Origin of the sequence: Acinetobacter sp. CIP 64.7, assembly GCF_000369745.1 — a bacterium.
Taxonomy (GTDB): domain Bacteria; phylum Pseudomonadota; class Gammaproteobacteria; order Pseudomonadales; family Moraxellaceae; genus Acinetobacter; species Acinetobacter fasciculus.
In genome coordinates this window covers 526,864-552,346 of record NZ_KB850178.1, presented here as the reverse complement: position 1 = coordinate 552,346, position 25,483 = coordinate 526,864, and the positions used below count along the sequence as shown (strand labels likewise).

Genomic DNA, 25,483 nt, shown 5'->3' with positions numbered 1-25,483 from the left:
TAGATGGCAGGGGTAGCTGGATTCGAACCAACGGATGCCGAGATCAAAACCCGGTGCCTTACCACTTGGCGATACCCCTAATGCGGCAGAACTTTAATATTTTTGCGGTAAAGTGTCAAGGTAAATTAACAGTCTTACAGCAAATGAGTGTTCTGTCTTTTTTCGAGAAAATGGCAGGGGCGGCTGGATTCGAACCAACGGATGCCGAGATCAAAACCCGGTGCCTTACCACTTGGCGACGCCCCTAATTTGATGACTGTAAGATGGCAGGGGTAGCTGGATTCGAACCAACGGATGCCGAGATCAAAACCCGGTGCCTTACCACTTGGCGATACCCCTATCTACACTTTAAACCGAACTAAAGGTGATTCTTGTAAACTGTTGACCAGGTAAGCTTTACATGGTGCATTTGCAAGAATATCTTCGATATTCAGATTGTCAGTGACTTCAATAAACACACAAGCACCTGTACCTGTAAGCTTTGCTTTTCCGAACTGGTCGAGATATTGCATTGCTTCATCGACTTCGAGATATAAGCTTCTTGCCACTGGCTCAAAGTTATTTCCAAAATCAGATGGCGTTTCCTGATAGGCGCAAAATTTAGAGCTCTTCGTGTCTCTTGTCAATGCTTTTTGCGAAAAAAGCAGTTGAGTGCTGATAAAACAATCAGGTTTTAACACAATGAATTTTTTTTGATCTAAGTCTATGAATGTTAAGTGTTCGCCAATACCTTCCGCCCAGGCATTTTTGCCATGCACAAATATTGGCACATCTGCGCCTAGCTTGACCCCAAGCTCTGCCAGTTGTTCAACATTTAAACCGCACTGCCAGAGCTGGTTTAGCACAATCAGGGTCGTCGCTGCATTGGAAGAGCCGCCACCGAGACCTGCACCCATCGGGATATTTTTTTCCAGACGAATTTTTAGTCCAGAGAGCGTCTTAGCATAGGGCTTCAACAACTGTATCGCCCGATAGATTAAATTCTGTTGCAGATCCACTGAGGCCAGACCTTCTATCTGAATCGCATCATCAGCGCTTTGTTCAAACTCCAGCCAGTCATATAGGTCAATCAGCTGAAAAATACTTTGCAGCTCATGATAGCCATTTTCACGGCGACCGGTGATATGTAAAAACAAATTCAGTTTAGCAGGCGAGGGAACACGAATCATCATGGGCTGGAATCAGGTCAATTAACGGTTTTCAATGATCATTGTAATACGGTTTTCTGCACCATTTCCAAGTGACTGTTTTAAAATCAAGCGGTTTGGCATTTTGGCCTGCGCATTATAATTGAGATCGACTGTCCAGCCCTGTTCAATAATCTGGTTAATCCGCTGCGTATCGTCTTTTTGTAATTTGGCAGAGTTGGTCGCAGGGCGGGCTTGTACCCAGTCCACTAAATAACTGATCGGTGCTTGCCAGCCGGTTGCGCGTTGCAATAATTCTTCGGCACTGGCTGCCTGAATCACACCTGTTTTTGCGCTGTTTAAGGTCACTTGTCCCGGCGTGCCAGAAATCTGGGTTTTACCGACGCCTAAGATACCGCTGAGTTCAATATCGAATTCTTCCTGCTGTTGTACCCAGGTAAAGAATGCGCTGCCAGTCTGTTGAGGGGTGCGAACGCCAATTTTACCTTGCAGCTGAAATTGATTGTCTGCCTGTACAGACGGGGTGGCAGGCGCTTGTGGCTTGATCATCTGCTGACAGCCAGTTAAAAATAAAGCAGTGGCTGCAAAGGCACAGCAGCCCAATTGGCTCAAATTGCGCATAAATTAATTAACTCGTTTTGGTTTGTGGTGCTAACAATAGCGAATTAAGTTGTTTCAATTCTGGGGCATTTGGATGGTTTTGTTGTAATTGTTGTAACACTTGGTGGAAGTGTTGTAGATCACCTTTCATGTACAACGACCGGGCATAACGCACCCCAATCTTCACATTCGGATTCAATTGATAGGCTTTGTATAATACGTCCGCAGCTGTGGCGAAGTCATTCTGTAAATAACAGATATAACCATAGGTATCCAGAATGGACGCCTGTTCTGGTGCATATTCTAGTGCCTGTTCGACATAGCGGCGTGCTTCTTCGAGGCGACGGTTTTGCATCGCCAGGGTATAGGCATAGGCATTCAGATAGGTCGGACTGTTCGGTTCAATTTTAAGTAAAGTGCTGAGTAGTTCATCCAGCTTGACGCGATCCTGATGGGGATCCAGCAACAGAACTTGCGAATAGACCAGTTCAGGGTCATCCGGCAGGTTTTTGCTGGCTTCTTCCAACAGGCGAATCGCAGCTTTTTTATTCTGCATGCGCGTCAAAATATCCGCTTGGGCTAGATAGAGGAAGCTGGCATGTTGTGGATAATTGACCCGTTCCTGAGTCAGGAAACGCAGTGCATCATGCAGTTTATCCTGCTGGGCAAAAATCGAAATCATGTTACGGCGCGAGACCGTGTACAGACTGCCATCGACCAGACGATAATAGGCTTTGGCTGTTTCATAGTGCTGTTTGCGTTCTGCATTGACCGCCAGATAATAATAGGCTTCGTTCTGATATTGTGCAGAATAACGCAGTTCAACCAGATATTTTTCGGCCTTCTCGTATTCTTCTAAGTCAATACTGGTCAGTCCGGCAATAAACAGGGCTTCTTCGGCAGTCGGCCATTTTTTTAGAATGTCTTGCAGTTTTTTCAGCGCCAAAGTCGCTTCGTTCAGCTTGACCAGATATTTGACTTCCGCCAGACGTACATCCAGATTATTGCGGTGTTTACGGCTGGATTTTTCATACCATTGCAGTGTCGCCTGAGTATCGCCGAGTGCATTGAGCAGATTGGCTTTCATCAAAATATAGCCGGTCGCATTCGGACGTTTTTTTAAGGCGCGGTTAACTGTATTTAGAGCCTGTTCGAGCTGACCATTTTGTGCTTCCAGACCGGCTACCAGCACCAGAATAGATGGATTGTCCTTGGCTTTAGTGGTGCTTAAGGCCTGAATCAGATAAGTACGATCCTCTGTGCCTTCCGGTGAAATTCCGGCGAGAATTTCTTCCAGATCGGCACTGTCATCAATTTGCAGGATTTTTTCTAAGGTCTCAGCAGCCAGCTCATATTCATGCGCTTTAAGGGCAATATGTGATAAATAAAATAAAGCAGGGACGTCTTGTGGCTCTTGTACCACCCAGTGCGTGGAGATATCTAGTGCTGCCTGTAGGTCATCATGTTCCAGCGCGACATTCAGTGCACGCTGCTTGACTGAAGTGGAATTGCTCTTGATCGCCAGCACCGTATAGTTGTGCAAAGCAGTCGGAATGTCATGTGCAGCGATGGCAAACTCAGCCATCATACTTTGTTTTATCGCATCATAATTTTGATTTGCATGGTAAACTGCTTCCGCTGCATAAAGATGCGCAGTCGAAGCCATGCTACCCACCAGTAGGAATGTGGTAGAATATTGCTTAATTGTAGGGCCGTTGATACGGCTAATTGTTTGACGCAATTTTTTATTGATCCAAGTAATGCTTTTTATGACACCGATGTTGCACAATAGCATAAATTTAGTGAAATGATGACCTGATATGTCTTTCTTTGCATTGGGTGTCAACCATCAAACTGCCTCTGTAGAACTGCGCGAACAAGTGGCGTTTAACCCTGAAAAGTTAAGTGCCATTCTTGCCGAGCAAAGCCAACACCCTCAACTGAACGACATGGTGGTGGTGTCTACATGTAACCGGACCGAAGTTTACGCCATGTCTGACAATGCTGACATGGTGCTGAACTGGCTCGCCCAGAAAAATGGGGTGGATGTCAAACAACTGCAACATCATGTCTATCGTTATGAAAATGCTCAAGCGGTGACGCATCTGATGCGTGTTGCCAGTGGTCTGGATTCACTGATGCTAGGTGAACCACAAATTCTGGGGCAGGTCAAAACCGCACTTTCTCTGGCCAAAGACTCTCATACCGTTTCGCAAAACCTGAACCGCATTTTTGAATATGCTTTTTATGCCGCTAAACGTGTGCGTTCGGAAACGGCTGTCGGTAGTCATGCGGTCTCGATGGGCTATGCGGTAGCACAACTGGCCTTGCAAGTGTTTAGTCACCCGGACAAGCTGACCATTATGGTGGTGGCAGCTGGAGAGATGAACAGTCTGGTGGCTAAGCATCTTGCAGAAATGGGTGTGGGCAAGATCATCATCTGTAACCGTACCCGCGAGCGTGCGGATATTCTGGCACAGGAAATTGCACATCGAGTTGAAGTCGAAATTATAGATTTTGATCAGCTTGCAGAAAATCTGCATCGTGCCGATGTCATTTCCAGTTGTACCGGCAGTTTGCATCAGGTGATTCGCTATCCTGATATCAAGGCAGCATTAAAGAAACGCCGTTACCAGCAGATGCTGCTGGTCGATCTGGCAGTGCCACGCGATATTGATGCCAAAGTAGAAAGCCTGGACGGGGTTTATCTGTATGGGGTCGATGACCTGCAAAGCGTGATTGAGGAAAATCTGGCACAGCGCCGTCAAGCGGCTGTTGAGGCTGAGATCATGGTCAATCAGCTGGCTACAGAACTGATGACCCAGCAAAAGGTCAAACAGGCCGGGGCGACCATTCATGCCTATCGTGACCACGGGGAAACATTACGTCAGGAAGAATTGTCACTGGCAATGCAGCGTATTGCCAAGGGCGAAAAGGCGGAAACGGTACTGGCCGAGTTTTCACATCGTTTAACCCAAAAACTGTTGCATCCAACTTCTATTGTGCTGCGTGAGGCGGCCAAAGCGGAAGATCCTACCTATTTTGAGCTGTTACAGGAAGAACTGGGCAATGTAGTCGCGAAGCGTCGTAAATCCAGGCATTCGTTTTAATCAGCATGATGAGAAGCTTGGTTCTTTGCTGATTTGTACTTCAACATAAAACCCAGCCTGATTATTTGAGAAAATTATAAATAATAATGTGAGCTAGCAGTGACTTCATTGGATTCAAAAGAATCAATAATTTGAAAAATTAATCTTCTAACAGGGTCATTGAGCGTTTGCGGTCAATCTCATAAATCTGCATTTTCAGGTTTTTCATTTCTGCAATACTGTTAAATTTCTTGGATTTAATCTTGTTTTTTAAACACTGATATTGCAGCTTGGTTGAAAAATCAGCCGCGAGCTTATCGGCCTGTTCCGGCGATGAGGTGTAATCGCTGACATTGGCATGCTGCAGAATATGCTGCAGTTCATGATGATGGGCTGCGCAGGCACCGAGCACATAATAGATCGACAGTTCAGGATCATCCGGTAAGTCATCAAAAATCACATTCAGAATATTCAAAATCTTAAACAGCAACTGATCTTCCGCTACTAGCGCGCGCAGTGGTTCAAAATGAATATACAGATAAGGATGATTCATCAAGATCGCAATCACATATTCTTCAGCATCAATTTTGGTACTAAAGCTTAAAGATGCATCTGTATTGACCTTAGGTTGCCATTTACGATTAAAGCCCAGTTTTTCGCGGAAAAATTGCTGCAGCAGATAACGGAAGGAGCCGTGTTTGGGCAGTAATTCGGTCAGATTTTTTAGTTCACCCATAACCTGACTCTTGCCTTCTGGGGTGGTGATATCCTGATTTTGGGTCAGATGGGCAAACACGAAGTCCGACATCAACGGTGCCTGATCCAGCAAGCGTCTGAAGTTTTCTATCCCTTCACGGCGGATCAATGAATCTGGGTCATGGTCAGCGGGCAAAACAAAGAACTTCAGCTCTCGGCCATCATTCAGCAGGGGCAGGGCAATGTCCAAGGTACGGCGCGCTGCTTTTTGACCGGCAGCATCCCCATCAAAGGCAATGGTCAGCCGGTTGCTCTGCTTGAACAGAATATTCAGGTGGTCGGTATTACTCGCTGTGCCTAAAGTCGCCACTGCGCCATGAATGCCATATTGCTGAAGCGCAATCACATCCATATAGCCTTCGACCATCAGCCATTCTTGGGCTTTCTGTTTGCGGCCCTCATAGAGGCCGTACAGCAACTGGTTTTTATGGAAGACTTCAGAATCTGGCGAGTTGATGTATTTCGGCTTGATCTCGTCATTCAGGGCACGGCCGCCAAAGCCAACCACACGGCCCTTGGTATCACGGATCGGGAAAATGACTCGTTCACGCAGCAGGTCAAAATCACGGCCACTGTCGCTGGTGCGAATCAGACCTAAAAGTTTTAAGCCCTCAATATCCTGAGGAAAGGCTTTTTCCAGATGTTGCCAGTCTTCAGGCGCATAGCCTAAGCGCCAATAGGCAATGGTCTCTGCAGTCAGACCACGCTGCTTGAAGTATTGCTGGGCACTCGGGCTATTTGGGAGTTGGCGCTCATAGAACTGCGCGATATTTTCTAGCAGGTCGTAGAGGTTACCGTCTTGCTGAACTTCCGCCATCGGTAGGTGTTCAAAAGAAGCAAAAGGGTCACCATAAAAATCCTGTTCGACTGTCTGAAACTCTGCAAATGGATCGAAACTCGCCGTAGATGCAGCATTATTATTTTCTGTTGGAGCGTTATTCTGTTGCGGCTGAGTTTGTGGTGCAGTTTGAGCAGGCACGATTTTGGGTTTGGCTGCTTCACGTTTATATTTTAATTTATTGGAATCAGTATTGTCTTTAGGCAGTTCGATGCCCGTCTGGCTGGACAGGTCTTTCATCACTTCGACAAAATTACGGCTGCCAATGTCCATTAAAAAACGGATGGCATTACCGTTGGCCTGACAGCCAAAACAGTGAAAATACTGTTTGTCACGATAGACGTGGAAAGACGGTGATTTTTCCTGATGAAAAGGGCAGCAGCCTGAATAGGTACGGCCTGTTTTTTTCAGTTTTACGAATTGACCAATCACATCGACAATATCGGTGCGATCGAGAATCTGATCAATCGTATGTTGAGGAATGGCCATGGTCTGCTGAGCTTCTCGTGCTGGAATCTAAGGTCTAAATCACTGAAAAAATGAAAATAGTCTAGTTGGACATTGAATATTTCAAGTTCCTTTGTATACCTTTTGCACGTTTTGTTCAAGCCTGGGCAAGACAACGCAAAAGGGCAAGTATGATACCTTGCCCTTGAGGAAAATGCACCTGTAAAGCGCTGTCTTATTTGCTGATGCTGCCGGCCTTCTTTAGCTTTATTCAGCCGTTTTAGGACGATCCAGCAAACCAAATGAAATGCGATTGGTGATGCTGCGCTTTTCATTTTCTGGCGCATCAGACTGTGCATCGATGTCGGTTACAGTCTTGGCTTCTTTACCAAAAATACCCAGTGTCGCGCGGTTAAAGAAGCTGCCTTCACTACGCGCTGCACGCAGATTCACCGTCCCATCTGATTTCACCAGATTCGGATAATTCAGCTTTAATACATCCACATATTGCTGAGAAGTCGCTTTATCACCTAGCTGAGCATAGCCATAAGCAACCGTTGCCAGTGCTTCTGGAATCTGCGGAGTTTGAGGATAATGTTCAATCACCCACAAGCCACGTTCAACTGCTGCCAGATAAGCCTTACGCTTGATGTTGAAACGTGCTGCGTTCATTTCATGCTCAGCCAGTTCCTGACCGATAAACTGCATACGCTGTGCTGCATCCACTGCATAAGTGCTAGATGGATAGCGGCGAATGAAATCAACAAAATTCTGGTAAGCCACTTTCAGGTAGCTGACATCACGATGCGACTGTTTCAGCGAGGTATAACGCAGCAGGCCGTTATAGTTCTGTTCCATATTTGAGACACCGCGTACATAGTAGGCATAGTCGACATTTGGATGTTGCGGGTTCAGACGGATAAAACGCTCTGCCAGTGCGACCGCACCTTCATAATCTTTTTGCTGGAATTTCACATACAACAGTTCCAGTTGCGCTTGCGGGGCATACTGACTGGTCGGGAAATAAGTTTCCAGCGCTTCCAACTGTTTTGCTGCATCGGTATATTGATTACGATCTAGCGCTTTCTGTGCTTTTTGAATATAAACCTGTTCGCTAGATTCCGGACCTTTATCCACGACTTCTTTTTTTGGATTACTGCTACAGCCTACCATTGCCGATGCAATGCCTAATGTCACAGCAAGCATTGTCATTTTATAATGTGGTAGCGACATAAAAATTCCTCTGTTAATACGGGCAATGAGCTACAATTGCACTATTAAACCACTTTTGTCTGAATGAGCAAATGAGTCAAGCACAATCTTCCAATTCTAATATCCCTGATACTGATTTCAATTTACTTGAAGATTCTGAGGATGCAGATAACCATACTTCAGAAGCAACTGCAACACGTTTATCGTTGCAATTTCAACTGGATGAAACTTATATCGGGCAACGGATCGACCAGATTGCCGCAATGGTCTGGAGCGATTTTTCTCGAGAAAAATTAAAGCAATGGATTAAAGATGGCAATTTATTGGTGAATGGTCAACCGGTTAAGCCGAAATTTAAAAGTGATGGTTTTGAAACCCTGACTTTAAATGTTGAGCTTGAAGCGCAAACGCGCAGTCTGCCGGAAGATATTCCACTGGATATCATCTATGAAGATGATGACATTATTGTCATCAATAAACCTGTAGGCATGGTAGTGCATCCGGGCGCTGGCAATAGTTCTGGCACCTTGGTGAATGCTTTATTGCATCACTATCCGAAATCAGCTGAACTGGCGCGTGCAGGTCTGGTACATCGTATCGATAAAGACACCAGTGGTCTGTTGGTGGTTGCCAAAAATCTGGAAGCACAGTTTGCCTTAAGCAAACAGCTTGAGAAAAAATCAGTATATCGCCTGTATGACCTGGTGGTTTACGGCAATATTATTGCTGGCGGTACCATTGATGAACCAATCAAACGCCATCCGGTGGATCGTGTGAAAATGACCGTACTTCCAGGTGGTAAAGACGCGGTGACGCATTACAATGTCAAAGAGCGTTTCCAGCATTTTACCCGTGTTCAAGCCCGTCTGGAAACTGGACGTACCCATCAGATCCGTGTGCATTTTAGCTATATCGGCTTTGGCTTGGTGGGCGATCAGGTGTATATGCCACGTGTCCGTATGCCTGCAGGTGCATCGCAATTATTAGATGATACTTTGCGTGGCTTCAAGCGTCAGGCTTTGCATGCTGTACAACTCGGTCTGACCCATCCGCGTACCAAAGAAGAAATGACCTTTGAAGCACCGTGGCCGGAAGACTTTGCCAATCTGGTTGAAGTGCTGCGTACCGAAAACAAAGCCTATTAATCTTTTTATTTAGCTCGCGTCAAAGCAAGGAATCGAGATGCAATTTGTACCAGGACTTCCACAAGGTGTGTATGTCGGCCAGACTCGCGTTCACCATGCGAAAGTACAGCCATCCGCACAGCCTGAGCTTGCAGGTTTTAACTTGGCCTTGCATGTGCAGGATAATGCGCTACGGGTACAACAGCATCGTATGGCTTTATTGCAGGATTTCGCTGCCTTTGGCGTAGATAAGATTACCTGGATGACCCAGACGCATAGCACCATTTGTCATAGCATTAATGAGCAGATGCCATTTACCGCACTGGTCGGAGATGGTCTGGTGACGCAGCGCAAGGTGCATGCCTTGATGATGATGACTGCAGACTGTTTACCTGTAGTAATGGGGAATGCGAAAGGTACGGAAGTTGCCAATTTGCATGCTGGTTGGCGTGGTCTGGCGGGTGGGATTGTCGAAAACACCATTGCCGCTATGCAGACTCCGCCGACCTGGGCCTGGCTCGGGGCAGCAATTAGCCAGCCGTGTTTTGAAATTGGTGCTGAAGTAAAAGCAGCTTTTTGCGGTAAATATCCTGAACTGGACAGTGCATTTCAGGTCGGTGAACAGGCAGCTAAATATTATGCCGACCTGTATGCAATTGCACGTTATATCTTGCAGCAACACGGCATAAATACCGTATTGGGTGGGGATCAGTGTTCTTATCGTCAAGCAGAGGAATATTTCTCTTATCGCCGCGAAGCTAAAACAGGGCGTATGGCGACATTCGTGTTTATGGCATGAAAATGTTAAACTTAACTGAATTTTTTGGCTTTTGAGCGTTATGTCCCTATCTTCCAAATCTGTTGCGATTGTTTATCACAGTCCTTATGGACACACGGCTAAAGTGGCAAATTTTATTGCCGATGGTGCGCGAGAAACTGGTGTTCAGGTGCATATGATGAATGTCGAACATATAGACTGGGATGTACTAGACGCCGCCGATGCAATTATCTTTGGTTGTCCGACCTATATGGGTAGCCTGACCTCTGCCATGAAGCTGTTTATGGAACAGTCTTCCAAGCGCTGGCTGGCACGTAGCTGGCAGGGTAAGCTGGCAGCAGCCTTTACCAATGGTGGTGGACTCAGTGGCGACAAGCTGGCGGTCTTGCAGCAAATCAATCTGTTTGCCATGCAGCACGGTATGCTATGGAGTGGATTGCCATTGATGCCGACAGGTCGTGCAGTGACGGATCTGAATCGGATGTCGAGCTTCTTGGGGCTTATGACCCAGTCAGATAATGCGCCGGTAGAAGTCACTCCACCTGAGGGCGATTTAAAAACCGGGCTCTGGTTTGGGGAATATATTGCCCTGACTCTGGCAAGACTGGGCGGCAAAGCTTAAAGTTATAAAAAAACCTCCAAATGCGGAGGTTTTTTTATATTCAATTTTTAATCCATTATTTATGGAAAATTCGTGCTTTATCACGTTGCCAGTCACGGTCTTTTTCGGTGGCACGTTTGTCATGGAGCTGCTTACCTTTGACCAGAGCAATTTCCAGCTTGGCATGTGGACCTTTCCAGTAGCAGGCCAGTGGAACGCAGGAATAACCTTTCTGGTTAATCGCACCCATCAACTTTTCAATTTCACGGCGATTCAGCAACAGTTTGCGGGTACGGGTTGCTTCAGGCACCACATGGGTCGAAGCACTTAACAAGGGCTGAACCTGTGCACCAAACAAGAACGCTTCACCATTTTTAAAGGTAATATAACTTTCTACAATGGTCATGCGACCAGCGCGCATTGATTTGACTTCCCAGCCTTTTAATGAAAGCCCCGCTTCAAATTTCTCTTCAATAAAATAATCGTGGCGGGCACGTTTATTCAGTGCAATGGTACCGCCATTATTTTTTTTTACTACAATAGATGCTTTCGCCATAATCTGATACTTCCAAACGTGCTGCTATTGTACCGCAACTAGAAATAAGGTGAAGTTTTTTAAATTAATGAGGATTATTCACCAAAAAAACAAGTTTTTGCTAAAATAAGATTCTACATAACAAACAGAGTACAAATGGATGTCTAAAACTCGTGTGATTTATCCGGGGACTTTTGATCCAATTACCAATGGACATATTGATTTGGTAACCCGCGCAGCGCGAATGTTTGATGAAGTCGTGGTAGCCATTGCTATCGGTCATCATAAAAATCCGGTATTTAGTCTGGAAGAGCGTGTCGCATTGGCGAAAGAGTCATTGAGTCATTTGGACAATGTTGAATTTGTAGGTTTTGACGGTTTGCTCGTCAATTTTTTCCGTGAGCAAAAGGCGACTGCTGTATTGCGTGGTTTGCGTGCAGTGTCTGATTTTGAGTACGAATTTCAGTTGGCCAATATGAACCGTCAGCTGGACTCCCATTTTGAAGCGGTGTTTTTAACCCCTTCAGAGCAATATTCTTTTATTTCATCCACTTTGGTGCGTGAAATTGCTCGACTAAGAGGTGATGTAACCAAGTTTGTACCACCAAACGTGGTTGCTGCCTTCGAGCGTAAACTTCAACAAGGTTGGTAGCGTGTCTTTATATATCAGCGATGAATGTATTAACTGTGATGTCTGTGAACCTGTATGCCCGAATGAGGCCATCTATATGGGTGAACTCATTTATGAGATTCATCCAGACCTATGTACAGAGTGCGTCGGACATCATGATCAACCGCAGTGCCAGTTGTTCTGTCCGGTGGATTGTATTCCACTGGATCCGAATCATGTCGAAACGCAGGAACAGCTGCAAGCCAAGTATGAAAAACTGACTGCTCAAAAAACATCAAGCAATTAGTCTCGATATTTGATACTATGCCGCTCGAAGTGAGCCAGACGATCGCTGCTGTGGAGATCTCCGTGATTGAAGCAGGGGAGGAAAGTCCGGGCTTCATAGGGCAAGGTGCCAGGTAACGCCTGGGCGGTGCAAACCGACGGCAAGTGCAGCAGAGAGAAGACCGCCTTCATTATGTTTTCGAGCAATCGGAATCGGAGGTAAGGGTGAAAGGGTGCGGTAAGAGCGCACCGCATGGCTGGTAACAGTTCATGGCGAGGTAAACCCCACCGGAAGCAAGACCAAATAGGAATCCATTAGGCATGGCCCATGCTGGATTCGGGTAGGTCGCTTGAGCGCATGAGTGATTGTGCGCCTAGAGGAATGATCGTTCACGACAGAACCCGGCTTATCGGCTCACTTCAACAAATTTTGATCAAACAGCACAATATGGGGTTGACGTGATTTACAGAAAATCCCATAATGCGCGCACAGTTTAAGGCTATGTAGCTCAGTTGGTTAGAGCACCGCACTCATAATGCGGGGGTCACAAGTTCAAGTCTCGTCATAGCCACCATATTCTGAAAAAACCCGCTCCGATTGAGTGGGTTTTTTTATGTTTAAAATAATGAGTGTGATTATAATAATTGAAATGTAAGAGAATGAATTCTAAAAAAATGCCTAAACATGATGAAATTGGTAAATGGTTTAAAAAGAATATAGGGAGTTGTCTTTCGTGGGCAATAACTTTTGCATGGCTTATTTTTATTTATTTTAAAATTCATAATGGGATATTGCCTACAAACTTAAATGAATTCGGTGATTTTATTGCGGGAGCTTTTGCACCTTTGGCATTTTTTTGGTTGGTAAGAGGATTTTATCAACAGGGTAAAGGACTTGAGCAAAATTCTGAGGCTCTAAATATGCAAGCAATAGAGCTAAAGAAAACAACTGAAGCTTTGGAATTGCAGGTGCAAGAAATGAAAGCTTCAGTTGAGCAACAGTCAAGATTAGCTAGGGTGTATGAAGAGGAGCTTCAGCAGAAGCATTTTCAGGTTCAACCATACTTTGAATACAGTTTTCAGTTTTCAGTTAACAGATAACTTTCTTCATGATGAACCTATTTGTGATGACGATGGAAATGTAATCGATCATTATAAAGATAGAGTTATCAAGTTTACTTTGAATATTAAAAATATAGGTGGAACTTCTAGAAATTTATTTATAAAACATCGTAAGGACCAACCATATCTTCAACAAACACAATATAAATTGGAACACGCAGAAATCATGACTATATTATTTGATGTTGACGGTCAAATGGCCCAGGAACTAAATGATGGAATAGAGGATTTAACAAGAACATTTAGAATTAGATATCAAGATATATATGGCAAGCAATACGAGAATTATATTGCTTGTGATGTAATTACCTATATTGATGACGAAACAGGCCAGGTTTATTTACAACCAAACCTAAAAATACTTAGTCAAAGCCAAGCTTTAAACCATACAGTTTAAAAAAGAATGAATAGCTAATAATCTAAAGTTAAAAAATCGGATAACTCCTTAATTTCAGCCGTCTGCAACTGCTCACGCATCTTTAAAAACTGCTTTTCATCGATATCATAAATTTTAAGGGAAAGCAGTTTTTCGATATCTTCTTGTGGGAAGCGGTATTTAATAATTTTCGCAGGTACGCCGCCCACAACTGCATAAGGTGGCACATCTTTGGTCACGACTGCGCCTGTCGCCACTACCGCGCCTTCACCAAGGTTCACACCCTGCATAATCAAAGCGCGTGAGCCAATCCAACAGCCATCGCCAATAATAGTATCGCCAGCAGGTACAAAACTGCGTGTATCGAATGGAAACGCTGAAATCCAGTCGGTACGGTGGAGTTGATTGCCACCCATCATAATCACGCACTCAGCACCAAAACAGACAAAATTACCGATATAGAGCTGGTCTATGGGCTTCTCAGGCGTGGCAGGCTTATCATGCAGATAGCGCACTACACAACGCTCAAACCCCTGATCCCAATAGGCCGAATAATACGAATAATTCCCTTTGATATGAATGTTGGGATTCTTCACCGTTTTTGAGATGAACTCGAATTCACACCAATGCTTCACAGGAGAATTAATTAACTTTTCAGACATGAGGAGGCTATAACTACAAGGAATGCGCCATTATACCGAATTGCACTTTAAGCTGAATCAACAATCGCAATTCAGCTTGTGAAGCAAATCCTAAAGCACGTGCTGATATGACCTAAGCGCTGAGAGGAATACAGGCAATCACTTTAATTTCAAAATCAAAACCTGCCAGCCAAGTCACGCCCACCGCAGTCCAGTTTGGGTAAGGCTTTTGATTAAACACTTGTTGTTTAACTTTCATAATACTTTCAAACTGCCGTTCGGGGTCAGTGTGAAAAGTAGTGACATCGACAATATTGTCGAAGCTACAACCAGCCGCTGCCAATGTTGCAGCTAAGTTTTCAAAAGCCCGTTCTACCTGCTTCTCAAAATCTGGTTCAGGCGAGCCATCTTCACGGCTACCGACCTGACCAGAAACAAAAAGTAAGTCTTCCGATTTGATCGCAGCAGAATAACCATGCTGTTCATACAGGGTATGGCGGTCTTGGGGAAATATCGCAGTTCTAGTCATGTCTATTCTCATTCAATATCTAATTTATCAGTGAGTGAAAGCAACTTGACTTTCACATACGCTTCGTATGTAAACATAATTGACATACGGTCCGTATGTCAATTAAAATTTTTATGATGATGAGGTAAAGTAATTCATGTCTGTTCGTGAACAAAAGATGGCGGAAACCCGCAAGAAACTGATAGAAGTGGCACGCCGTGCGTTTGCGGAATATGGTTATGCTGGCACTTCAATGGATAAGCTCACGGCAGAAGCAGGGCTGACTCGTGGTGCGCTGTATCATCATTTTGGTGATAAAAAAGGCTTATTTGCTGCAGTGGTCGACCAGATCGATTCGGAAATGGCTTCATCTGCGCAGCAACATCTGGAGCAGCCTGATGATCTGTGGGAAGGATTGATGCTGGAAGGGCGGACCTATATTCAAAATGCCTTAAACTCTGAATTCCAGCGCATTGTATTGCGCGATGGGCCTGCGGTATTGGGTGATCCTGCACACTGGCCAAGTCAAAACAGATGTTTGCAGTCCACGCGTGAATGTGTTGAGCAATTATTGGTAGCAGATCGAATTAAAACAGTTGATCCGGAAGCTGCTGCGGTATTTTTAAATGGTGCTGCAATGAATGCAGCCCTCTGGGTGGCTTCTAGCGAACATCCTGAGCAGGTACTCCCTGAGGCTTTACATGCATTTAATTTATTTGCATCGGGGTTTTTAAAAGAAGCCCAGAGCTAATTCGTTTGTAGGAAGCAGATAAAGGTAAAAAACCCCTCAATCGAGGGGCTTTAAATTAAACAGCTTTAAATTTTAAAGATATTCAACTTTCACAATTTCGTATTCAACTTCACCGTTTGGTGTATTGATTTTCACATCGTCGCCTTCGTTTTTACCTAAAAGACCACGTGCAATTGGCGAGTTCACAGAGATCTTGTTAATCTTAAAGTCTGCTTCGTCATCACCTACAATTTTATAGGTTTTCTGTTCTTCAGTATCCAGATTTTCAATCGTGACCGTTACACCAAAAACCACACGACCATTCTGTTCAAGTTCTTTTACGTCGATCACCTGAGCTGCACCCAGTTTGCCTTCGATGTCCTGAATACGACCTTCACAGAAGCCTTGCTGTTCACGTGCTGCATGGTATTCTGCATTTTCTTTTAAGTCGCCGTGTTCACGCGCTTCTGCAATTGAAGCTGTAATACGTGGGCGATCCACTGTTTTCAGTTGGTGTAATTCTTTCTCTAAGGCAATTTTGCCTTCAGGTGTCATAGGATAACGTTGCATGTTGTCCCTCAAAAGTCAGTTGAAAGATATAAAATCTATAAATAAAAAAAAGCCCGCCACCAAGAAGGTAGCGGGACTTCTTGGAAGCGAATTAACCTTTAGTTAGGTCTTGCAAACGATATACATCCATTGGCAATTTAATTGCTAAAGCTTGGCATACTGCATCCGCACCATTCAATGTAGTTGTGTTATACACTTTACCTTGAAGTGCTGAACGACGGATCGAGAATGAGTCTTCTTGTGCCTTTTTGCCTTCAGTCGTGTTAATCACAAGGTGGATTTCGCCGTTTTTAATACGGTCCACAATGTTAGGACGACCTTCAGTTACTTTATTGACACGTTCACATTCAAGACCAGCATCGCTAATCACTTTAAATGTACCATCAGTTGCAAGAATCTTGAAGCCTAGGTCAATCAATTGTTTTGCGATACCCGCCGCACGTGGTTTATCTGAGTCACGTACAGAGATAAATGCGTGTTTTACTTCGCCTTCAGTTGGAAGACCTGGTAAACGCTCGTTTGCACCTAAAACAGCTTTATAGAACGCTTCACCAAATGTTTTACCAACGCCCATCACTTCGCCAGTCGATTTCATCTCAGGGCCAAGGATTGGGTCAACACCAGGGAATTTGTTGAACGGGAACACGGCTTCTTTGACAGAGAAGTGCTCAGGAATAATCTCTGATGTAAAGCCTTGAGACTCAAGAGATTGACCCGCCATACAACGTGCAGCAACTTTCGCTAAAGATTCACCGATACACTTAGAAACGAATGGCACAGTACGAGACGCACGTGGGTTCACTTCCAGAATGTAAACGTCTTCACCTTTAACCGCAAACTGAACGTTCATCAAACCGATCACGCCAAGCTCTTTTGCCATAGCCACGGTTTGACGACGCATTTCGTCCTGAATCTCTTTAGATAGAGAGTAAGGAGGAATCGAACATGCCGAGTCACCTGAGTGAATACCCGCTTGTTCAATGTGCTGCATGATGCCGCCAATCACAACGTCTTTACCGTCAGATACGCAGTCCACGTCAACTTCGATCGCATCATCTAAGAAACGGTCAAGAAGAACAGGCGCTTCGTTAGATGCTTGAACCGCATCACGTAAGTAGCGTTTGAGTTCTTCGTCGTTGTACACGATTTCCATCGCACGACCACCAAGGACGTAAGAAGGACGTACTACAAGCGGGTAGCCGACTTTAGATGCTTCAGCCATACCTTCTTCAGCAGATTTTACAATGCTGTTGTTCGGTTGACGAAGTTGCAGACGTTGAATCATTTGCTGGAAACGTTCACGGTCTTCTGCACGGTCAATCGCATCAGGTGATGTACCGATAATTGGCGCACCGGCTTCTTCTAGAGCACGAGCCAATTTCAAAGGTGTTTGACCACCGTACTGAACGATAATGCCTTTCGGCTTCTCGATACGTACGATTTCAAGCACGTCTTCAAGTGTGATCGGTTCAAAGTACAAACGATCTGAAGTATCGTAATCCGTAGAAACAGTTTCAGGGTTACAGTTCACCATGATGGTTTCGTAACCATCTTCACGCATAGCAAGCGCTGCGTGTACACAGCAGTAATCGAACTCGATCCCTTGGCCAATACGGTTAGGGCCACCGCCGATCACCATGATCTTGTCTTTTGCAGACGGATTGGCTTCACACTCTTCATCGTAAGTTGAGTACATGTAGGCTGTATCAGATTCGAATTCTGCAGCACATGTATCGACACGTTTGTAAACTGGAGTTACGCCCAGGTTCCAACGGTGTTTACGGAATTGTTTTTGTGAAATGCCCATCAAGTCCGCAATGCGAAGATCTGATAAACCTTTACGTTTGAATGCACGGATGTTGTCTGCGTTCAAGTCGCCAAAACCTAAAGTTTTGATTTGGTTTTCAGTTTTGATGATGTCTTCGATTTGAATCAAGAACCAGCGGTCAATGTTCGTTGCAGCGAATACTTCGTCTAAAGTAAAGCCGTGACGGAATGCGTCGCCCACGTACCAAATACGCTCAGGACCTGGAACTTTAAGCTCTTGCAAGATTTTGTCGCGCGCGCCTTCAGCACCCACTTCAATTTTTTCGTCAAAACCAGAAGCGCCAACTTCAAGACCACGAAGGGCTTTTTGTACAGATTCCTGGAAGTTACGACCAATCGCCATCACTTCACCGACAGATTTCATCTGAGTTGTAAGCGTTGCGTCAGCTTGTGGGAATTTCTCGAAGTTGAAACGAGGAATCTTAGTAACAACGTAGTCGATTGCAGGTTCGAACGATGCAGGCGTTGTACCGCCAGTGATGTCGTTTTTCAACTCATCAAGCGTATAACCCACAGCCAATTTCGCTGCGATTTTTGCAATTGGGAAACCAGTTGCTTTAGAGGCAAGGGCAGATGAACGTGATACACGTGGGTTCATCTCGATCACCACCATACGGCCAGTATTTGGGCAAATACCGAACTGTACGTTAGAACCACCTGTTTCTACGCCAATTTCACGGAGAACCGCTAAAGATGCATTACGTAAAAGCTGGAATTCTTTGTCTGTCAATGTTTGCGCAGGGGCAACAGTGATTGAGTCACCTGTATGCACGCCCATTGGGTCAAAGTTTTCAATGGTACATACGATGATACAGTTGTCGTTTTTGTCACGAACAACTTCCATCTCGTACTCTTTCCAACCAATTAAAGATTCATCGATCAATAATTGTTTAGTCGGAGAAAGATCGAAACCGCGTTCACAAATTTCGATGAATTCTTCTTTGTTGTACGCGATACCGCCACCTGAACCACCCATCGTGAATGATGGACGGATAATCACTGGGAAGCCGAAACGTGCTTGAATTTCTAAAGCATGTTCCATTGACTCAGCAACGTCAGCTTTTGGACATTCAAGACCAATTTTACGCATTGCCTGGTCGAACAGTTTGCGGTCTTCAGCTTTTTCAATCGCTTCTTTGGTCGCACCGATCAATTCAACATTGAATTTTTCTAAAATGCCGTGCTCATCAAGGGCAAGGGCACAGTTCAATGCAGTTTGACCACCCATGGTTGGAAGAACAGCATCTGGGCGCTCTTTCTCAATGATCGCTGCAACAGTTTGCCAAGTAATTGGCTCAATATACGTTGCATCCGCCATGGTTGGGTCGGTCATGATGGTCGCTGGGTTTGAGTTGACCAAAATAACGCGATAGCCTTCTTCACGAAGGGCTTTACATGCTTGAGCACCTGAGTAGTCAAACTCACATGCTTGACCGATGACAATCGGACCAGCACCAATAATCAAGATGCTTTTAATGTCAGTACGTTTAGCCATGATGCTTCCTTAATTACTTCTTAGATGCTTCGATAAGTTCGATGAAATGATCGAACAATGGTGCGCAGTCATGTGGACCCGGGCTTGCTTCAGGGTGACCCTGGAAGCTGAACGCAGGTTTGTCTGTACGATGGATACCTTGGTTGGTGCCATCAAACAGTGAGCGATGCGTTACACGCAACACATCAGGCAGATTGCTTTCATCGACTGCGAAGCCATGGTTTTGAGAAGTAATCATCACTGTACCGTTATCAAGATTTTGTACAGGATGGTTCGCACCGTGGTGGCCGTGAGGCATTTTTAAGGTTTTAGCACCACTTGCAAGCGCAAGAATCTGGTGACCCAGGCAGATACCAAATACTGGAATTTCAGTGGTTTCTACAATTGTTTTTACAGCTTCAATTGCGTAGTCACATGCAGCCGGATCACCAGGACCGTTCGAAAGGAACACGCCATCCGGATTCAGTGCAAGTACATCAGCAGCAGGAGTTTGCGCCGGCACAACAGTCAGTTTACAACCGCGGTCTGCGAGCATACGTAAGATGTTGGTTTTGACACCGTAATCGTATGCAACAACATGGAATTTAGCTTCTGGTTGAGAGAAACCTTTGCCTAATGTCCAAGAGCCTTCCGTCCATTCAAAACCTTCAGGGTCGCAACATTCTTTTGCCAGGTCTAAACCGTTTAAACCACCAAATGCACGTGCTTTTTCAAGCGCTTCAGCTTCAGTGATATTTTCGCCAGCAAGGATACAGCCATTTTGCGCACCTTTGTCACGTAAGATACGTGTCAATTTACGCGTGTCGATATCCGCAATTGCCACAACATTGTGTTGTACCAAATATTCAGCTAATGATTGGGTTGAACGGAAGTTACTGTGCAGTAAAGGCAGGTCACGAATGATCAATCCGTTAGCCCAAACCTTATGAATACGACCTGATTCAGCGTCTTCTTCATTGCAGCCTGTGTTACCGATATGTGGGTAAGTCAGTGTCACAAGTTGCTGTGCATAACTCGGGTCAGTCAAAATTTCTTGATAGCCAGTCATGGCAGTGTTGAAAACGACTTCACCAGTCGTACTACCCGATGCGCCAATCGAAGTACCTTTAAAGATAGTTCCGTCGGCAAGGGCTAAAATTGCTGGGGTGCTCAAACCAAAGCTCCTGAAATTTAGGCTGTAAAAAAGCGAGAAGACGAAAAAAAAGGAAGGCTATTTTTTAAACCTACCCTCCTATGTCTGCTCGCTTGAACTTAACACGGCATTATACGCAGAATGACCCCTAAAGTCCAACGGCTTTGCAGCGAAAGTATGAGATAAATGGCTTGCTTTTTGCATGGAAGTCTGTTTTGTAAGCAATGTGAAAAAATGTAAGCAATTAATAATTGTCAGACAAATCAAATCTTAATTTTTATCAAATCTACTAATATAGCTTAGTCGATATAACAATAGGAACAAGACAAATGGCTACAGCACCTAAATCTACTACATCTAAAAAAATCACTCCGAGCGTGGTCACTGAAACTGCCGAGAAGCTTGAAAAAGTAGCAGTCGAGGCTAAAGATCAGGCAATTGGAACCATCGAGGAAAGTAAGGAAAAGCTTGAAGTTGAAGCCAAGCAGTTAAGCGACACTGTGCAGGAACAATTGCGTCAATTTAAGCAGGAGGTGTTACAGCGTATTGATACTTTGAAGGAGCAGATTTTCGATTCGCAGAAAGAATTAACTGAACTGAAAAGCTTTATCAAGACAGAATTCAACGCTGTCTTCGAAGACTTATCTAATCTGGGTAAAGAGTTGAAAGAGGATGTCAGTCAGATTTCGACCAAGCATAAGGAACATCTGACCGATACTTTTAAACGTTCTAAGGACAGTACCATTGAAGTACTGAAAAAAGTCAAACCCGTGGTGAAAACAGAGAGCTCGGACAAAAGTCCTGAGCTGAAAAGTTAGGCTGCGCTGAAAGGCCGCTATTTAAAAAGGAGAACAATCAAATGTTCTCCTTTGTCTTTATGCAGCAAAACGGACTCACAATAACAATTAAAGGGGGTCACGATGCAACAGCATTTTGTAGGTGTACTTATTTTACTGATATTGATCATGCTACTGAATCTGGAAAGCGGATTGGGGCGCATACTTTATCTAGGTGTAATCGTATTATGTTTGGGAGTGCTGGGACTGGTGTTTGGGACCATTCTTCTGATGATCATTACTTTTGCTTTTATTCTTTATGCTGCTGTGAAATCTATTCAGGAGCAGCATCATCTACATCATTAAAATATGAACGTTGAAAACAATAAAAAATCTAAAATAATTATACAGAGGATCAATCATTGTTGAGCAATAAACAAAAACGTGAGACTTTAAGTCTCACGTTTTATTCGCCTGTTACACTTTAAATAGCTGATGCACAGCGTCAATCTATTTAAAATACATGCAACCAGTCACGTTTATTATGAAAATCTGCCTGAGGACTACTATGCTGCATGGCATAGTATTGATCACCTTGTGAGGTTTTTAAAACAGCAGATAAACCCAGGAACAAGTTTTCCCATTTCAGTTTATGTGTTGCCATAAAATCAGTCAGATCTACACTGACATTAAGACCATAATGCGTACGTTTGAGCTGATTCAGCTCAATATCATCCGCAGCTTGCGGTGGCATATCTTCAGGATAACGGTATTCTTCAAATTGATAAGCCTGCCAGGCCTGAGAAGGGGAAAGATTAATCTCACGATAAAAATCTTCGCCCTGAACCCCAATAAAAATTTCAAAGCAGGTCTGTTCCCACAGGAAATCCTGACGGGGATGTGCCGTCACCATGTCGGGCCACAAGATGTACTGATTGGGATCACGGATCCAGAAACCCACATTTAAATTGCATGGGCTTTGCTGTTCAATGGCGGCAACCAGAGAGATGGCCTGAAAACGGCGATCAAATGCGCTAAGTTCGTAACTTGCCATAAGTCCTGTACTTAGTTAGACAGATGAGCGAAACGGACAAGGTTGGACAATTTTTGGTTTTGTTTCGCAGCTTTCTTGTAAAGCAGCGCAATTTTACCAATAGTTTGAACTACTTCGGCACCAGTCGCTTCTGAAATTTCAGCAATCAATGCTGCACGCGCTTCACGATCTTCAGCTACGATTTTTACTTTAATCAGTTCGTGATCGTTTAAAGCACGCGCTAATTCTTCGATGACATTTTCAGTCAGGCCTTTGTCACCCAGCATAACGACCGGGTTTAAAGCATGTCCGATTTGACGTAAACGCTTACGTTCCTGAATAGATAAAGACGCCATGAGAGATAACCTGAATTTTAAAACGGCTTAGTATAGCAAAAGCAAAAAACAAACGCTTTAAATTATCAGGAAATAATCATTTCCAATATCTCTTCATAACGAGCAAAACTCCTAGATTTAGATACACATGTATACTGCAAAATATGTCTTTTTCACGTACAATTAATAATTAGACGTTTTTTTATTTAGAGAGTTATGGCTACACGCATTACCAACCAAAAGTTATCTAAAAGTAGTCGTGATTGGATGAGAGAGCATTTAGACGATCCTTATGTGAAAAAGGCACAAAAGGACGGCTATCGTGCGCGTGCAGCATATAAGCTCTTAGAAATGCAAGAAAAGTACAAGATCATCAAACCCGGCATGACCGTGGTCGACTTAGGTGCAGCTCCCGGGAGTTGGTCACAAATCGCCGGTAAGTTGGTCGGCGACAAAGGTTTATTAATTGCATCTGACATTTTACCAATGGATGCATTACCTGATGTGACTTTCTTGCAAGGTGACTTTCGCGAAGAAGAAGTCTTCCAGCAATTGTTAGAAATTTTAGATGGTCGTACTGTAGACGTTGTAATTTCAGATATGGCCCCCAATACATCAGGTAATAAGGCTGTAGATCAACCGCGTCAGATTTACTTGTGTGAACTTGCACTGGATTTTGCCAACAAGGTGCTAGGCCCTAAAGGTCAATTTGTGGTAAAAGTTTTCCAAGGTTCAGGTTTTGACGAATTCCGTAAGCAAGTGGTTGATAGTTTTGATGTTCTGAAAACATCTAAACCTTTGGCATCACGTGCTCGCTCCAAGGAAGTTTTCCTGATCGGGCAGGGACGTAAGAAGGCTTTAAAATAAGTCTACTTGCCAAGTCGTTAAAAATTGTGCATTTTGTACGTTTTCAGATAATTGTAAGTTGATTTACAGCTTAAGTATTAAGGTCACCCTGAACAGGGCATGATCAAATTAGATTGGAATGGGAATAAAGCTTTGAGCGATCTTTTTAAGAATGCCGTATTGTGGCTCGTGATACTGGGTGTGCTGGTGTTAATCTTCAGCAACGTCAGTGACCGCAATCAACCGACTACAATGAACTACTCAGAGTTTGTTGCCGCGGTCAATGCTGGCCAAATTAAACAAGTTGTGATTGACGGCGAAAGAATCCGTGGCGAAAAATCGAACGGTTCAGAGTTTGAAAGTATCCGTCCGGCAGTTCAGGATCCTGAACTGATGCCAAGCCTGATTAAAAATAATGTTGTGGTTGAAGGTGAAGCACCACAACGTCAAGGCTTGCTCATGCAGTTGCTTATTGCAAGTTTCCCTGTACTTTTAATCATTTTGTTATTCATGTTCTTTATGCGCAACATGGGTGGCGGTGCAGGTGGTAAAAACGGCCCAATGAGTTTTGGTAAATCTAAAGCCAAAATGCTGTCTGAAGATCAGATTAAAGTCACTTTCACTGATGTTGCTGGTTGTGACGAAGCCAAGCAAGAAGTCGTTGAAATCGTAGATTTCCTGAAAGATCCAACCAAATTTAAACGTCTGGGTGCGAGTATTCCACGCGGTGTGTTAATGGTCGGTCCTCCAGGTACGGGTAAAACCCTACTTGCCAAAGCCATTGCCGGTGAAGCGAAAGTTCCATTCTTTAGTATTTCAGGTTCTGACTTCGTTGAGATGTTTGTCGGTGTCGGTGCATCCCGTGTTCGTGACATGTTCGAACAGGCGAAACGTCATGCGCCATGTATCATCTTTATTGATGAGATTGATGCAGTCGGTCGTCATCGTGGTTCAGGTACTGGTGGTGGTCACGATGAACGTGAACAGACACTGAACCAGATGCTGGTTGAAATGGACGGCTTTGAGGGCAATGAAGGCATTATCGTGATTGCTGCAACCAACCGTGCAGATGTACTGGATAAAGCACTTCTTCGTCCAGGCCGTTTTGACCGTCAAGTTGTGGTTGGTTTGCCAGACATTAAAGGTCGTGAACAAATCCTGAATGTACATTTGAAAAAATTGCCTTCAGTGACAGGTGTGGATGTTAAAGTTCTTGCACGTGGTACACCGGGCTTCTCGGGTGCGCAATTAGCAAACCTGGTGAATGAAGCTGCTTTATTTGCTGCACGCCGTAACAAAAACACCGTCGATATGCATGACTTTGAAGATGCAAAAGACAAGCTGTATATGGGTCCTGAGCGTAAATCGATGGTACTTCGTGATGAAGAGCGTCGTGCGACGGCTTATCATGAAGCAGGGCATGCGATTGTTGCTGAAAGCTTGCCAGGTACAGATCCTGTGCATAAGGTGACAATCATGCCACGTGGCTGGGCTTTAGGTGTTACCTGGCAGCTGCCTGAATTTGACCAGACCAGCCATTACAAAGACAAAATGTTGAATGAACTTTCGATTTTGTTTGGTGGCCGTATTGCTGAAGAAGTCTTCATTAACCAGATGTCGACCGGCGCTTCAAATGACTTCGAACGTGCAACCAAAATGGCACGTGCGATGGTGACCAAATATGGTATGTCGGACAAACTCGGTGTCATGGTCTATGAAGAAGATGCACAGCAATCTTTCATGGGCAGTATTGGTAGCCGCAGTATTTCGGAAACCACACAACTAGAAGTCGATCGTGAAATTCGTCGAATTCTAGATGAGCAATATAAAATCGCACGCGATATCTTGGAAAGCAAAAAAGATATTGCCCATGCGATGGTGAAAGCCTTGATGGAATGGGAAACCATTGATCGTGATCAAATCCGTGACATCATGGAAGGTCGTGAGCCTCAGCCACCAAAAGTCTATGTTGCAGATAATCCTGTGATTGATGTAACGCCAGATGATGGTCCGTTGACTCCTCCGCCATTGCCAGCGAACTAAGCTCAATAAAAAAACCACCTTCGGGT

Annotated in this window: 26 protein-coding genes, 4 tRNA genes and 1 other RNA gene; 15 read left to right on the top strand and 16 right to left on the bottom strand. The window is 44.4% G+C overall.

The annotated features are described in order from the left end of the window. Positions 1 to 4: 4 nt before the first annotated feature. The 6 genes from F890_RS04895 to F890_RS04870 form a co-directional block, all read right to left on the bottom strand. Positions 5 to 79 (bottom strand) — tRNA-Gln (locus tag F890_RS04895). A 92-nt stretch (positions 80 to 171) separates the two neighbouring features. Then, positions 172 to 246, bottom strand: a tRNA-Gln gene (locus F890_RS04890). A gap of 18 nt (positions 247 to 264) precedes the next feature. After that, positions 265 to 339, bottom strand: a tRNA-Gln gene (locus F890_RS04885). Positions 340 to 341: 2 nt separating this feature from the next. Beyond that, positions 342 to 1,169 (bottom strand): 4-(cytidine 5'-diphospho)-2-C-methyl-D-erythritol kinase, encoded by an 828-nt coding sequence (ispE, locus tag F890_RS04880; RefSeq protein ID WP_034618928.1) that lies wholly within the window; start codon positions 1,167 to 1,169, stop codon positions 342 to 344. A 21-nt stretch (positions 1,170 to 1,190) separates the two neighbouring features. Further along, a complete protein-coding gene (gene lolB, locus F890_RS04875; RefSeq protein WP_005265885.1) occupies positions 1,191 to 1,769 on the bottom strand; it encodes a lipoprotein insertase outer membrane protein LolB in 579 nt (192 codons plus the stop codon). A 7-nt stretch (positions 1,770 to 1,776) separates the two neighbouring features. Then, positions 1,777 to 3,489, bottom strand: coding sequence for a tetratricopeptide repeat protein (locus F890_RS04870; RefSeq protein ID WP_005265884.1), 1,713 nt, complete (start codon positions 3,487 to 3,489; stop codon positions 1,777 to 1,779). Positions 3,490 to 3,568: 79 nt separating this feature from the next. Between F890_RS04870 and hemA the strand changes: the two genes are divergently transcribed. After that, a complete protein-coding gene (hemA, locus tag F890_RS04865; protein ID WP_005265883.1) occupies positions 3,569 to 4,858 on the top strand; it encodes a glutamyl-tRNA reductase in 1,290 nt (429 codons plus the stop codon). Positions 4,859 to 4,997: 139 nt separating this feature from the next. On the opposite strand, the gene F890_RS04860 is transcribed toward hemA, so the two are convergent. After that, entirely contained in the window at positions 4,998 to 6,920 is a 1,923-nt protein-coding gene (locus F890_RS04860; RefSeq protein ID WP_004645776.1) for a DNA primase, read from the bottom strand. A gap of 225 nt (positions 6,921 to 7,145) precedes the next feature. Then, positions 7,146 to 8,111, bottom strand: a complete 966-nt coding sequence (locus F890_RS04855) for an outer membrane protein assembly factor BamD (protein WP_005265881.1) — start codon at positions 8,109 to 8,111, stop codon at positions 7,146 to 7,148. Positions 8,112 to 8,182: 71 nt separating this feature from the next. Here F890_RS04855 and rluD point away from each other — a divergent pair, with 71 nt between their 5' ends. From rluD to F890_RS04840, 3 genes are read left to right on the top strand one after another with little or no spacing between them, the layout of a single operon-like run. After that, positions 8,183 to 9,235 (top strand): 23S rRNA pseudouridine(1911/1915/1917) synthase RluD, encoded by a 1,053-nt coding sequence (gene rluD, locus F890_RS04850; protein WP_005265880.1) that lies wholly within the window; start codon positions 8,183 to 8,185, stop codon positions 9,233 to 9,235. Positions 9,236 to 9,272: 37 nt separating this feature from the next. Further along, complete coding sequence (gene pgeF, locus F890_RS04845; protein WP_005265879.1) at positions 9,273 to 10,013, top strand: peptidoglycan editing factor PgeF; 741 nt, start codon at positions 9,273 to 9,275, stop codon at positions 10,011 to 10,013. A gap of 40 nt (positions 10,014 to 10,053) precedes the next feature. Then, the gene (locus tag F890_RS04840; protein WP_005265878.1) at positions 10,054 to 10,614 is read left to right on the top strand and encodes a flavodoxin family protein; all 561 of its coding nucleotides are present in this window, start codon (positions 10,054 to 10,056) and stop codon (positions 10,612 to 10,614) included. A 55-nt stretch (positions 10,615 to 10,669) separates the two neighbouring features. Here F890_RS04840 and smpB read toward each other — a convergent pair whose 3' ends face one another. After that, entirely contained in the window at positions 10,670 to 11,149 is a 480-nt protein-coding gene (gene smpB, locus F890_RS04835) for an SsrA-binding protein SmpB (protein WP_004280586.1), read from the bottom strand. 139 nt (positions 11,150 to 11,288) lie between these two features. On the opposite strand from smpB, the gene coaD reads away from it, so the two are divergent. The 6 genes from coaD (at position 11,289) to F890_RS04810 (ending at position 13,542) form a co-directional block, all read left to right on the top strand. Next, entirely contained in the window at positions 11,289 to 11,780 is a 492-nt protein-coding gene (gene coaD / locus F890_RS04830) for a pantetheine-phosphate adenylyltransferase (protein WP_004280585.1), read from the top strand. 1 nt (position 11,781) lies between these two features. Then, the gene (locus tag F890_RS04825) at positions 11,782 to 12,045 is read left to right on the top strand and encodes a YfhL family 4Fe-4S dicluster ferredoxin (protein WP_005265877.1); all 264 of its coding nucleotides are present in this window, start codon (positions 11,782 to 11,784) and stop codon (positions 12,043 to 12,045) included. A 26-nt stretch (positions 12,046 to 12,071) separates the two neighbouring features. Then, positions 12,072 to 12,449, top strand: an RNA gene (rnpB, locus tag F890_RS17745) — RNase P RNA component class A. Positions 12,450 to 12,521: 72 nt separating this feature from the next. After that, a tRNA-Met gene (locus tag F890_RS04820) sits at positions 12,522 to 12,598 on the top strand. Positions 12,599 to 12,683: 85 nt separating this feature from the next. Then, positions 12,684 to 13,124 (top strand): hypothetical protein, encoded by a 441-nt coding sequence (locus tag F890_RS04815; RefSeq protein ID WP_005265876.1) that lies wholly within the window; start codon positions 12,684 to 12,686, stop codon positions 13,122 to 13,124. Continuing rightward, the gene (locus tag F890_RS04810) at positions 13,090 to 13,542 is read left to right on the top strand and encodes a hypothetical protein (RefSeq protein WP_005103959.1); all 453 of its coding nucleotides are present in this window, start codon (positions 13,090 to 13,092) and stop codon (positions 13,540 to 13,542) included. Before F890_RS04815 ends, F890_RS04810 begins: the two co-directional genes overlap by 35 nt. A 14-nt stretch (positions 13,543 to 13,556) precedes the next feature. On the opposite strand, the gene F890_RS04805 is transcribed toward F890_RS04810, so the two are convergent. Continuing rightward, entirely contained in the window at positions 13,557 to 14,183 is a 627-nt protein-coding gene (locus tag F890_RS04805; protein WP_005265875.1) for a CatB-related O-acetyltransferase, read from the bottom strand. A 112-nt stretch (positions 14,184 to 14,295) separates the two neighbouring features. Beyond that, positions 14,296 to 14,691 (bottom strand): RidA family protein, encoded by a 396-nt coding sequence (locus F890_RS04800; RefSeq protein ID WP_005265874.1) that lies wholly within the window; start codon positions 14,689 to 14,691, stop codon positions 14,296 to 14,298. A gap of 136 nt (positions 14,692 to 14,827) precedes the next feature. Here F890_RS04800 and F890_RS04795 point away from each other — a divergent pair, with 136 nt between their 5' ends. Beyond that, the gene (locus F890_RS04795; RefSeq protein WP_005252554.1) at positions 14,828 to 15,421 is read left to right on the top strand and encodes a TetR/AcrR family transcriptional regulator; all 594 of its coding nucleotides are present in this window, start codon (positions 14,828 to 14,830) and stop codon (positions 15,419 to 15,421) included. Positions 15,422 to 15,493: 72 nt separating this feature from the next. Here the strand turns inward: F890_RS04795 and greA are convergent, their stop codons facing one another. From greA to carA, 3 genes are all read right to left on the bottom strand, one after another. Next, complete coding sequence (greA, locus tag F890_RS04790; RefSeq protein ID WP_004645764.1) at positions 15,494 to 15,970, bottom strand: transcription elongation factor GreA; 477 nt, start codon at positions 15,968 to 15,970, stop codon at positions 15,494 to 15,496. A gap of 91 nt (positions 15,971 to 16,061) precedes the next feature. After that, positions 16,062 to 19,292 (bottom strand): carbamoyl-phosphate synthase large subunit, encoded by a 3,231-nt coding sequence (gene carB / locus F890_RS04785; RefSeq protein WP_005265872.1) that lies wholly within the window; start codon positions 19,290 to 19,292, stop codon positions 16,062 to 16,064. 13 nt (positions 19,293 to 19,305) lie between these two features. After that, a complete protein-coding gene (gene carA, locus F890_RS04780; RefSeq protein WP_004280574.1) occupies positions 19,306 to 20,445 on the bottom strand; it encodes a glutamine-hydrolyzing carbamoyl-phosphate synthase small subunit in 1,140 nt (379 codons plus the stop codon). Positions 20,446 to 20,753: 308 nt separating this feature from the next. Between carA and F890_RS04775 the strand changes: the two genes are divergently transcribed. Together F890_RS04775 and F890_RS04770 are read left to right on the top strand one after the other, a co-directional pair. Continuing rightward, the gene (locus F890_RS04775) at positions 20,754 to 21,242 is read left to right on the top strand and encodes a hypothetical protein (RefSeq protein WP_005265871.1); all 489 of its coding nucleotides are present in this window, start codon (positions 20,754 to 20,756) and stop codon (positions 21,240 to 21,242) included. A gap of 102 nt (positions 21,243 to 21,344) precedes the next feature. Beyond that, complete coding sequence (locus F890_RS04770; protein WP_004280572.1) at positions 21,345 to 21,566, top strand: hypothetical protein; 222 nt, start codon at positions 21,345 to 21,347, stop codon at positions 21,564 to 21,566. 148 nt (positions 21,567 to 21,714) lie between these two features. Here the strand turns inward: F890_RS04770 and F890_RS04765 are convergent, their stop codons facing one another. Together F890_RS04765 and yhbY are read right to left on the bottom strand one after the other, a co-directional pair. Next, complete coding sequence (locus F890_RS04765) at positions 21,715 to 22,254, bottom strand: DOMON-like domain-containing protein (protein ID WP_005265866.1); 540 nt, start codon at positions 22,252 to 22,254, stop codon at positions 21,715 to 21,717. 11 nt (positions 22,255 to 22,265) lie between these two features. Beyond that, positions 22,266 to 22,589, bottom strand: coding sequence for a ribosome assembly RNA-binding protein YhbY (gene yhbY / locus F890_RS04760; RefSeq protein WP_004280569.1), 324 nt, complete (start codon positions 22,587 to 22,589; stop codon positions 22,266 to 22,268). Positions 22,590 to 22,784: 195 nt separating this feature from the next. Between yhbY and rlmE the strand changes: the two genes are divergently transcribed. Both rlmE and ftsH read left to right on the top strand, forming a co-directional pair. Then, positions 22,785 to 23,435, top strand: coding sequence for a 23S rRNA (uridine(2552)-2'-O)-methyltransferase RlmE (gene rlmE / locus F890_RS04755; RefSeq protein ID WP_004645756.1), 651 nt, complete (start codon positions 22,785 to 22,787; stop codon positions 23,433 to 23,435). 132 nt (positions 23,436 to 23,567) lie between these two features. After that, positions 23,568 to 25,457, top strand: a complete 1,890-nt coding sequence (ftsH, locus tag F890_RS04750) for an ATP-dependent zinc metalloprotease FtsH (RefSeq protein ID WP_004280565.1) — start codon at positions 23,568 to 23,570, stop codon at positions 25,455 to 25,457. Positions 25,458 to 25,483: the final 26 nt, after the last annotated feature.

Excerpts from the sequence above, each read along its gene's own strand:
- ispE (WP_034618928.1), bottom strand. The coding sequence starts at position 1,169 with ATGATTCGTGTTCCCTCGCCTGCTAAACTGAATTTGTTTTTACATATC.
- lolB (WP_005265885.1), bottom strand. The coding sequence starts at position 1,769 with ATGCGCAATTTGAGCCAATTGGGCTGCTGTGCCTTTGCAGCCACTGCT.
- hemA (WP_005265883.1), top strand. The coding sequence starts at position 3,569 with ATGTCTTTCTTTGCATTGGGTGTCAACCATCAAACTGCCTCTGTAGAA.
- F890_RS04860 (WP_004645776.1), bottom strand. The coding sequence starts at position 6,920 with ATGGCCATTCCTCAACATACGATTGATCAGATTCTCGATCGCACCGAT.
- F890_RS04855 (WP_005265881.1), bottom strand. The coding sequence starts at position 8,111 with ATGTCGCTACCACATTATAAAATGACAATGCTTGCTGTGACATTAGGC.
- rluD (WP_005265880.1), top strand. The coding sequence starts at position 8,183 with ATGAGTCAAGCACAATCTTCCAATTCTAATATCCCTGATACTGATTTC.
- pgeF (WP_005265879.1), top strand. The coding sequence starts at position 9,273 with ATGCAATTTGTACCAGGACTTCCACAAGGTGTGTATGTCGGCCAGACT.
- F890_RS04840 (WP_005265878.1), top strand. The coding sequence starts at position 10,054 with ATGTCCCTATCTTCCAAATCTGTTGCGATTGTTTATCACAGTCCTTAT.
- smpB (WP_004280586.1), bottom strand. The coding sequence starts at position 11,149 with ATGGCGAAAGCATCTATTGTAGTAAAAAAAAATAATGGCGGTACCATT.
- coaD (WP_004280585.1), top strand. The coding sequence starts at position 11,289 with ATGTCTAAAACTCGTGTGATTTATCCGGGGACTTTTGATCCAATTACC.
- F890_RS04815 (WP_005265876.1), top strand. The coding sequence starts at position 12,684 with ATGAATTCTAAAAAAATGCCTAAACATGATGAAATTGGTAAATGGTTT.
- F890_RS04805 (WP_005265875.1), bottom strand. The coding sequence starts at position 14,183 with ATGTCTGAAAAGTTAATTAATTCTCCTGTGAAGCATTGGTGTGAATTC.
- F890_RS04800 (WP_005265874.1), bottom strand. The coding sequence starts at position 14,691 with ATGACTAGAACTGCGATATTTCCCCAAGACCGCCATACCCTGTATGAA.
- F890_RS04795 (WP_005252554.1), top strand. The coding sequence starts at position 14,828 with ATGTCTGTTCGTGAACAAAAGATGGCGGAAACCCGCAAGAAACTGATA.
- greA (WP_004645764.1), bottom strand. The coding sequence starts at position 15,970 with ATGCAACGTTATCCTATGACACCTGAAGGCAAAATTGCCTTAGAGAAA.
- carB (WP_005265872.1), bottom strand. The coding sequence starts at position 19,292 with ATGGCTAAACGTACTGACATTAAAAGCATCTTGATTATTGGTGCTGGT.
- F890_RS04775 (WP_005265871.1), top strand. The coding sequence starts at position 20,754 with ATGGCTACAGCACCTAAATCTACTACATCTAAAAAAATCACTCCGAGC.
- F890_RS04770 (WP_004280572.1), top strand. The coding sequence starts at position 21,345 with ATGCAACAGCATTTTGTAGGTGTACTTATTTTACTGATATTGATCATG.
- F890_RS04765 (WP_005265866.1), bottom strand. The coding sequence starts at position 22,254 with ATGGCAAGTTACGAACTTAGCGCATTTGATCGCCGTTTTCAGGCCATC.
- yhbY (WP_004280569.1), bottom strand. The coding sequence starts at position 22,589 with ATGGCGTCTTTATCTATTCAGGAACGTAAGCGTTTACGTCAAATCGGA.
- rlmE (WP_004645756.1), top strand. The coding sequence starts at position 22,785 with ATGGCTACACGCATTACCAACCAAAAGTTATCTAAAAGTAGTCGTGAT.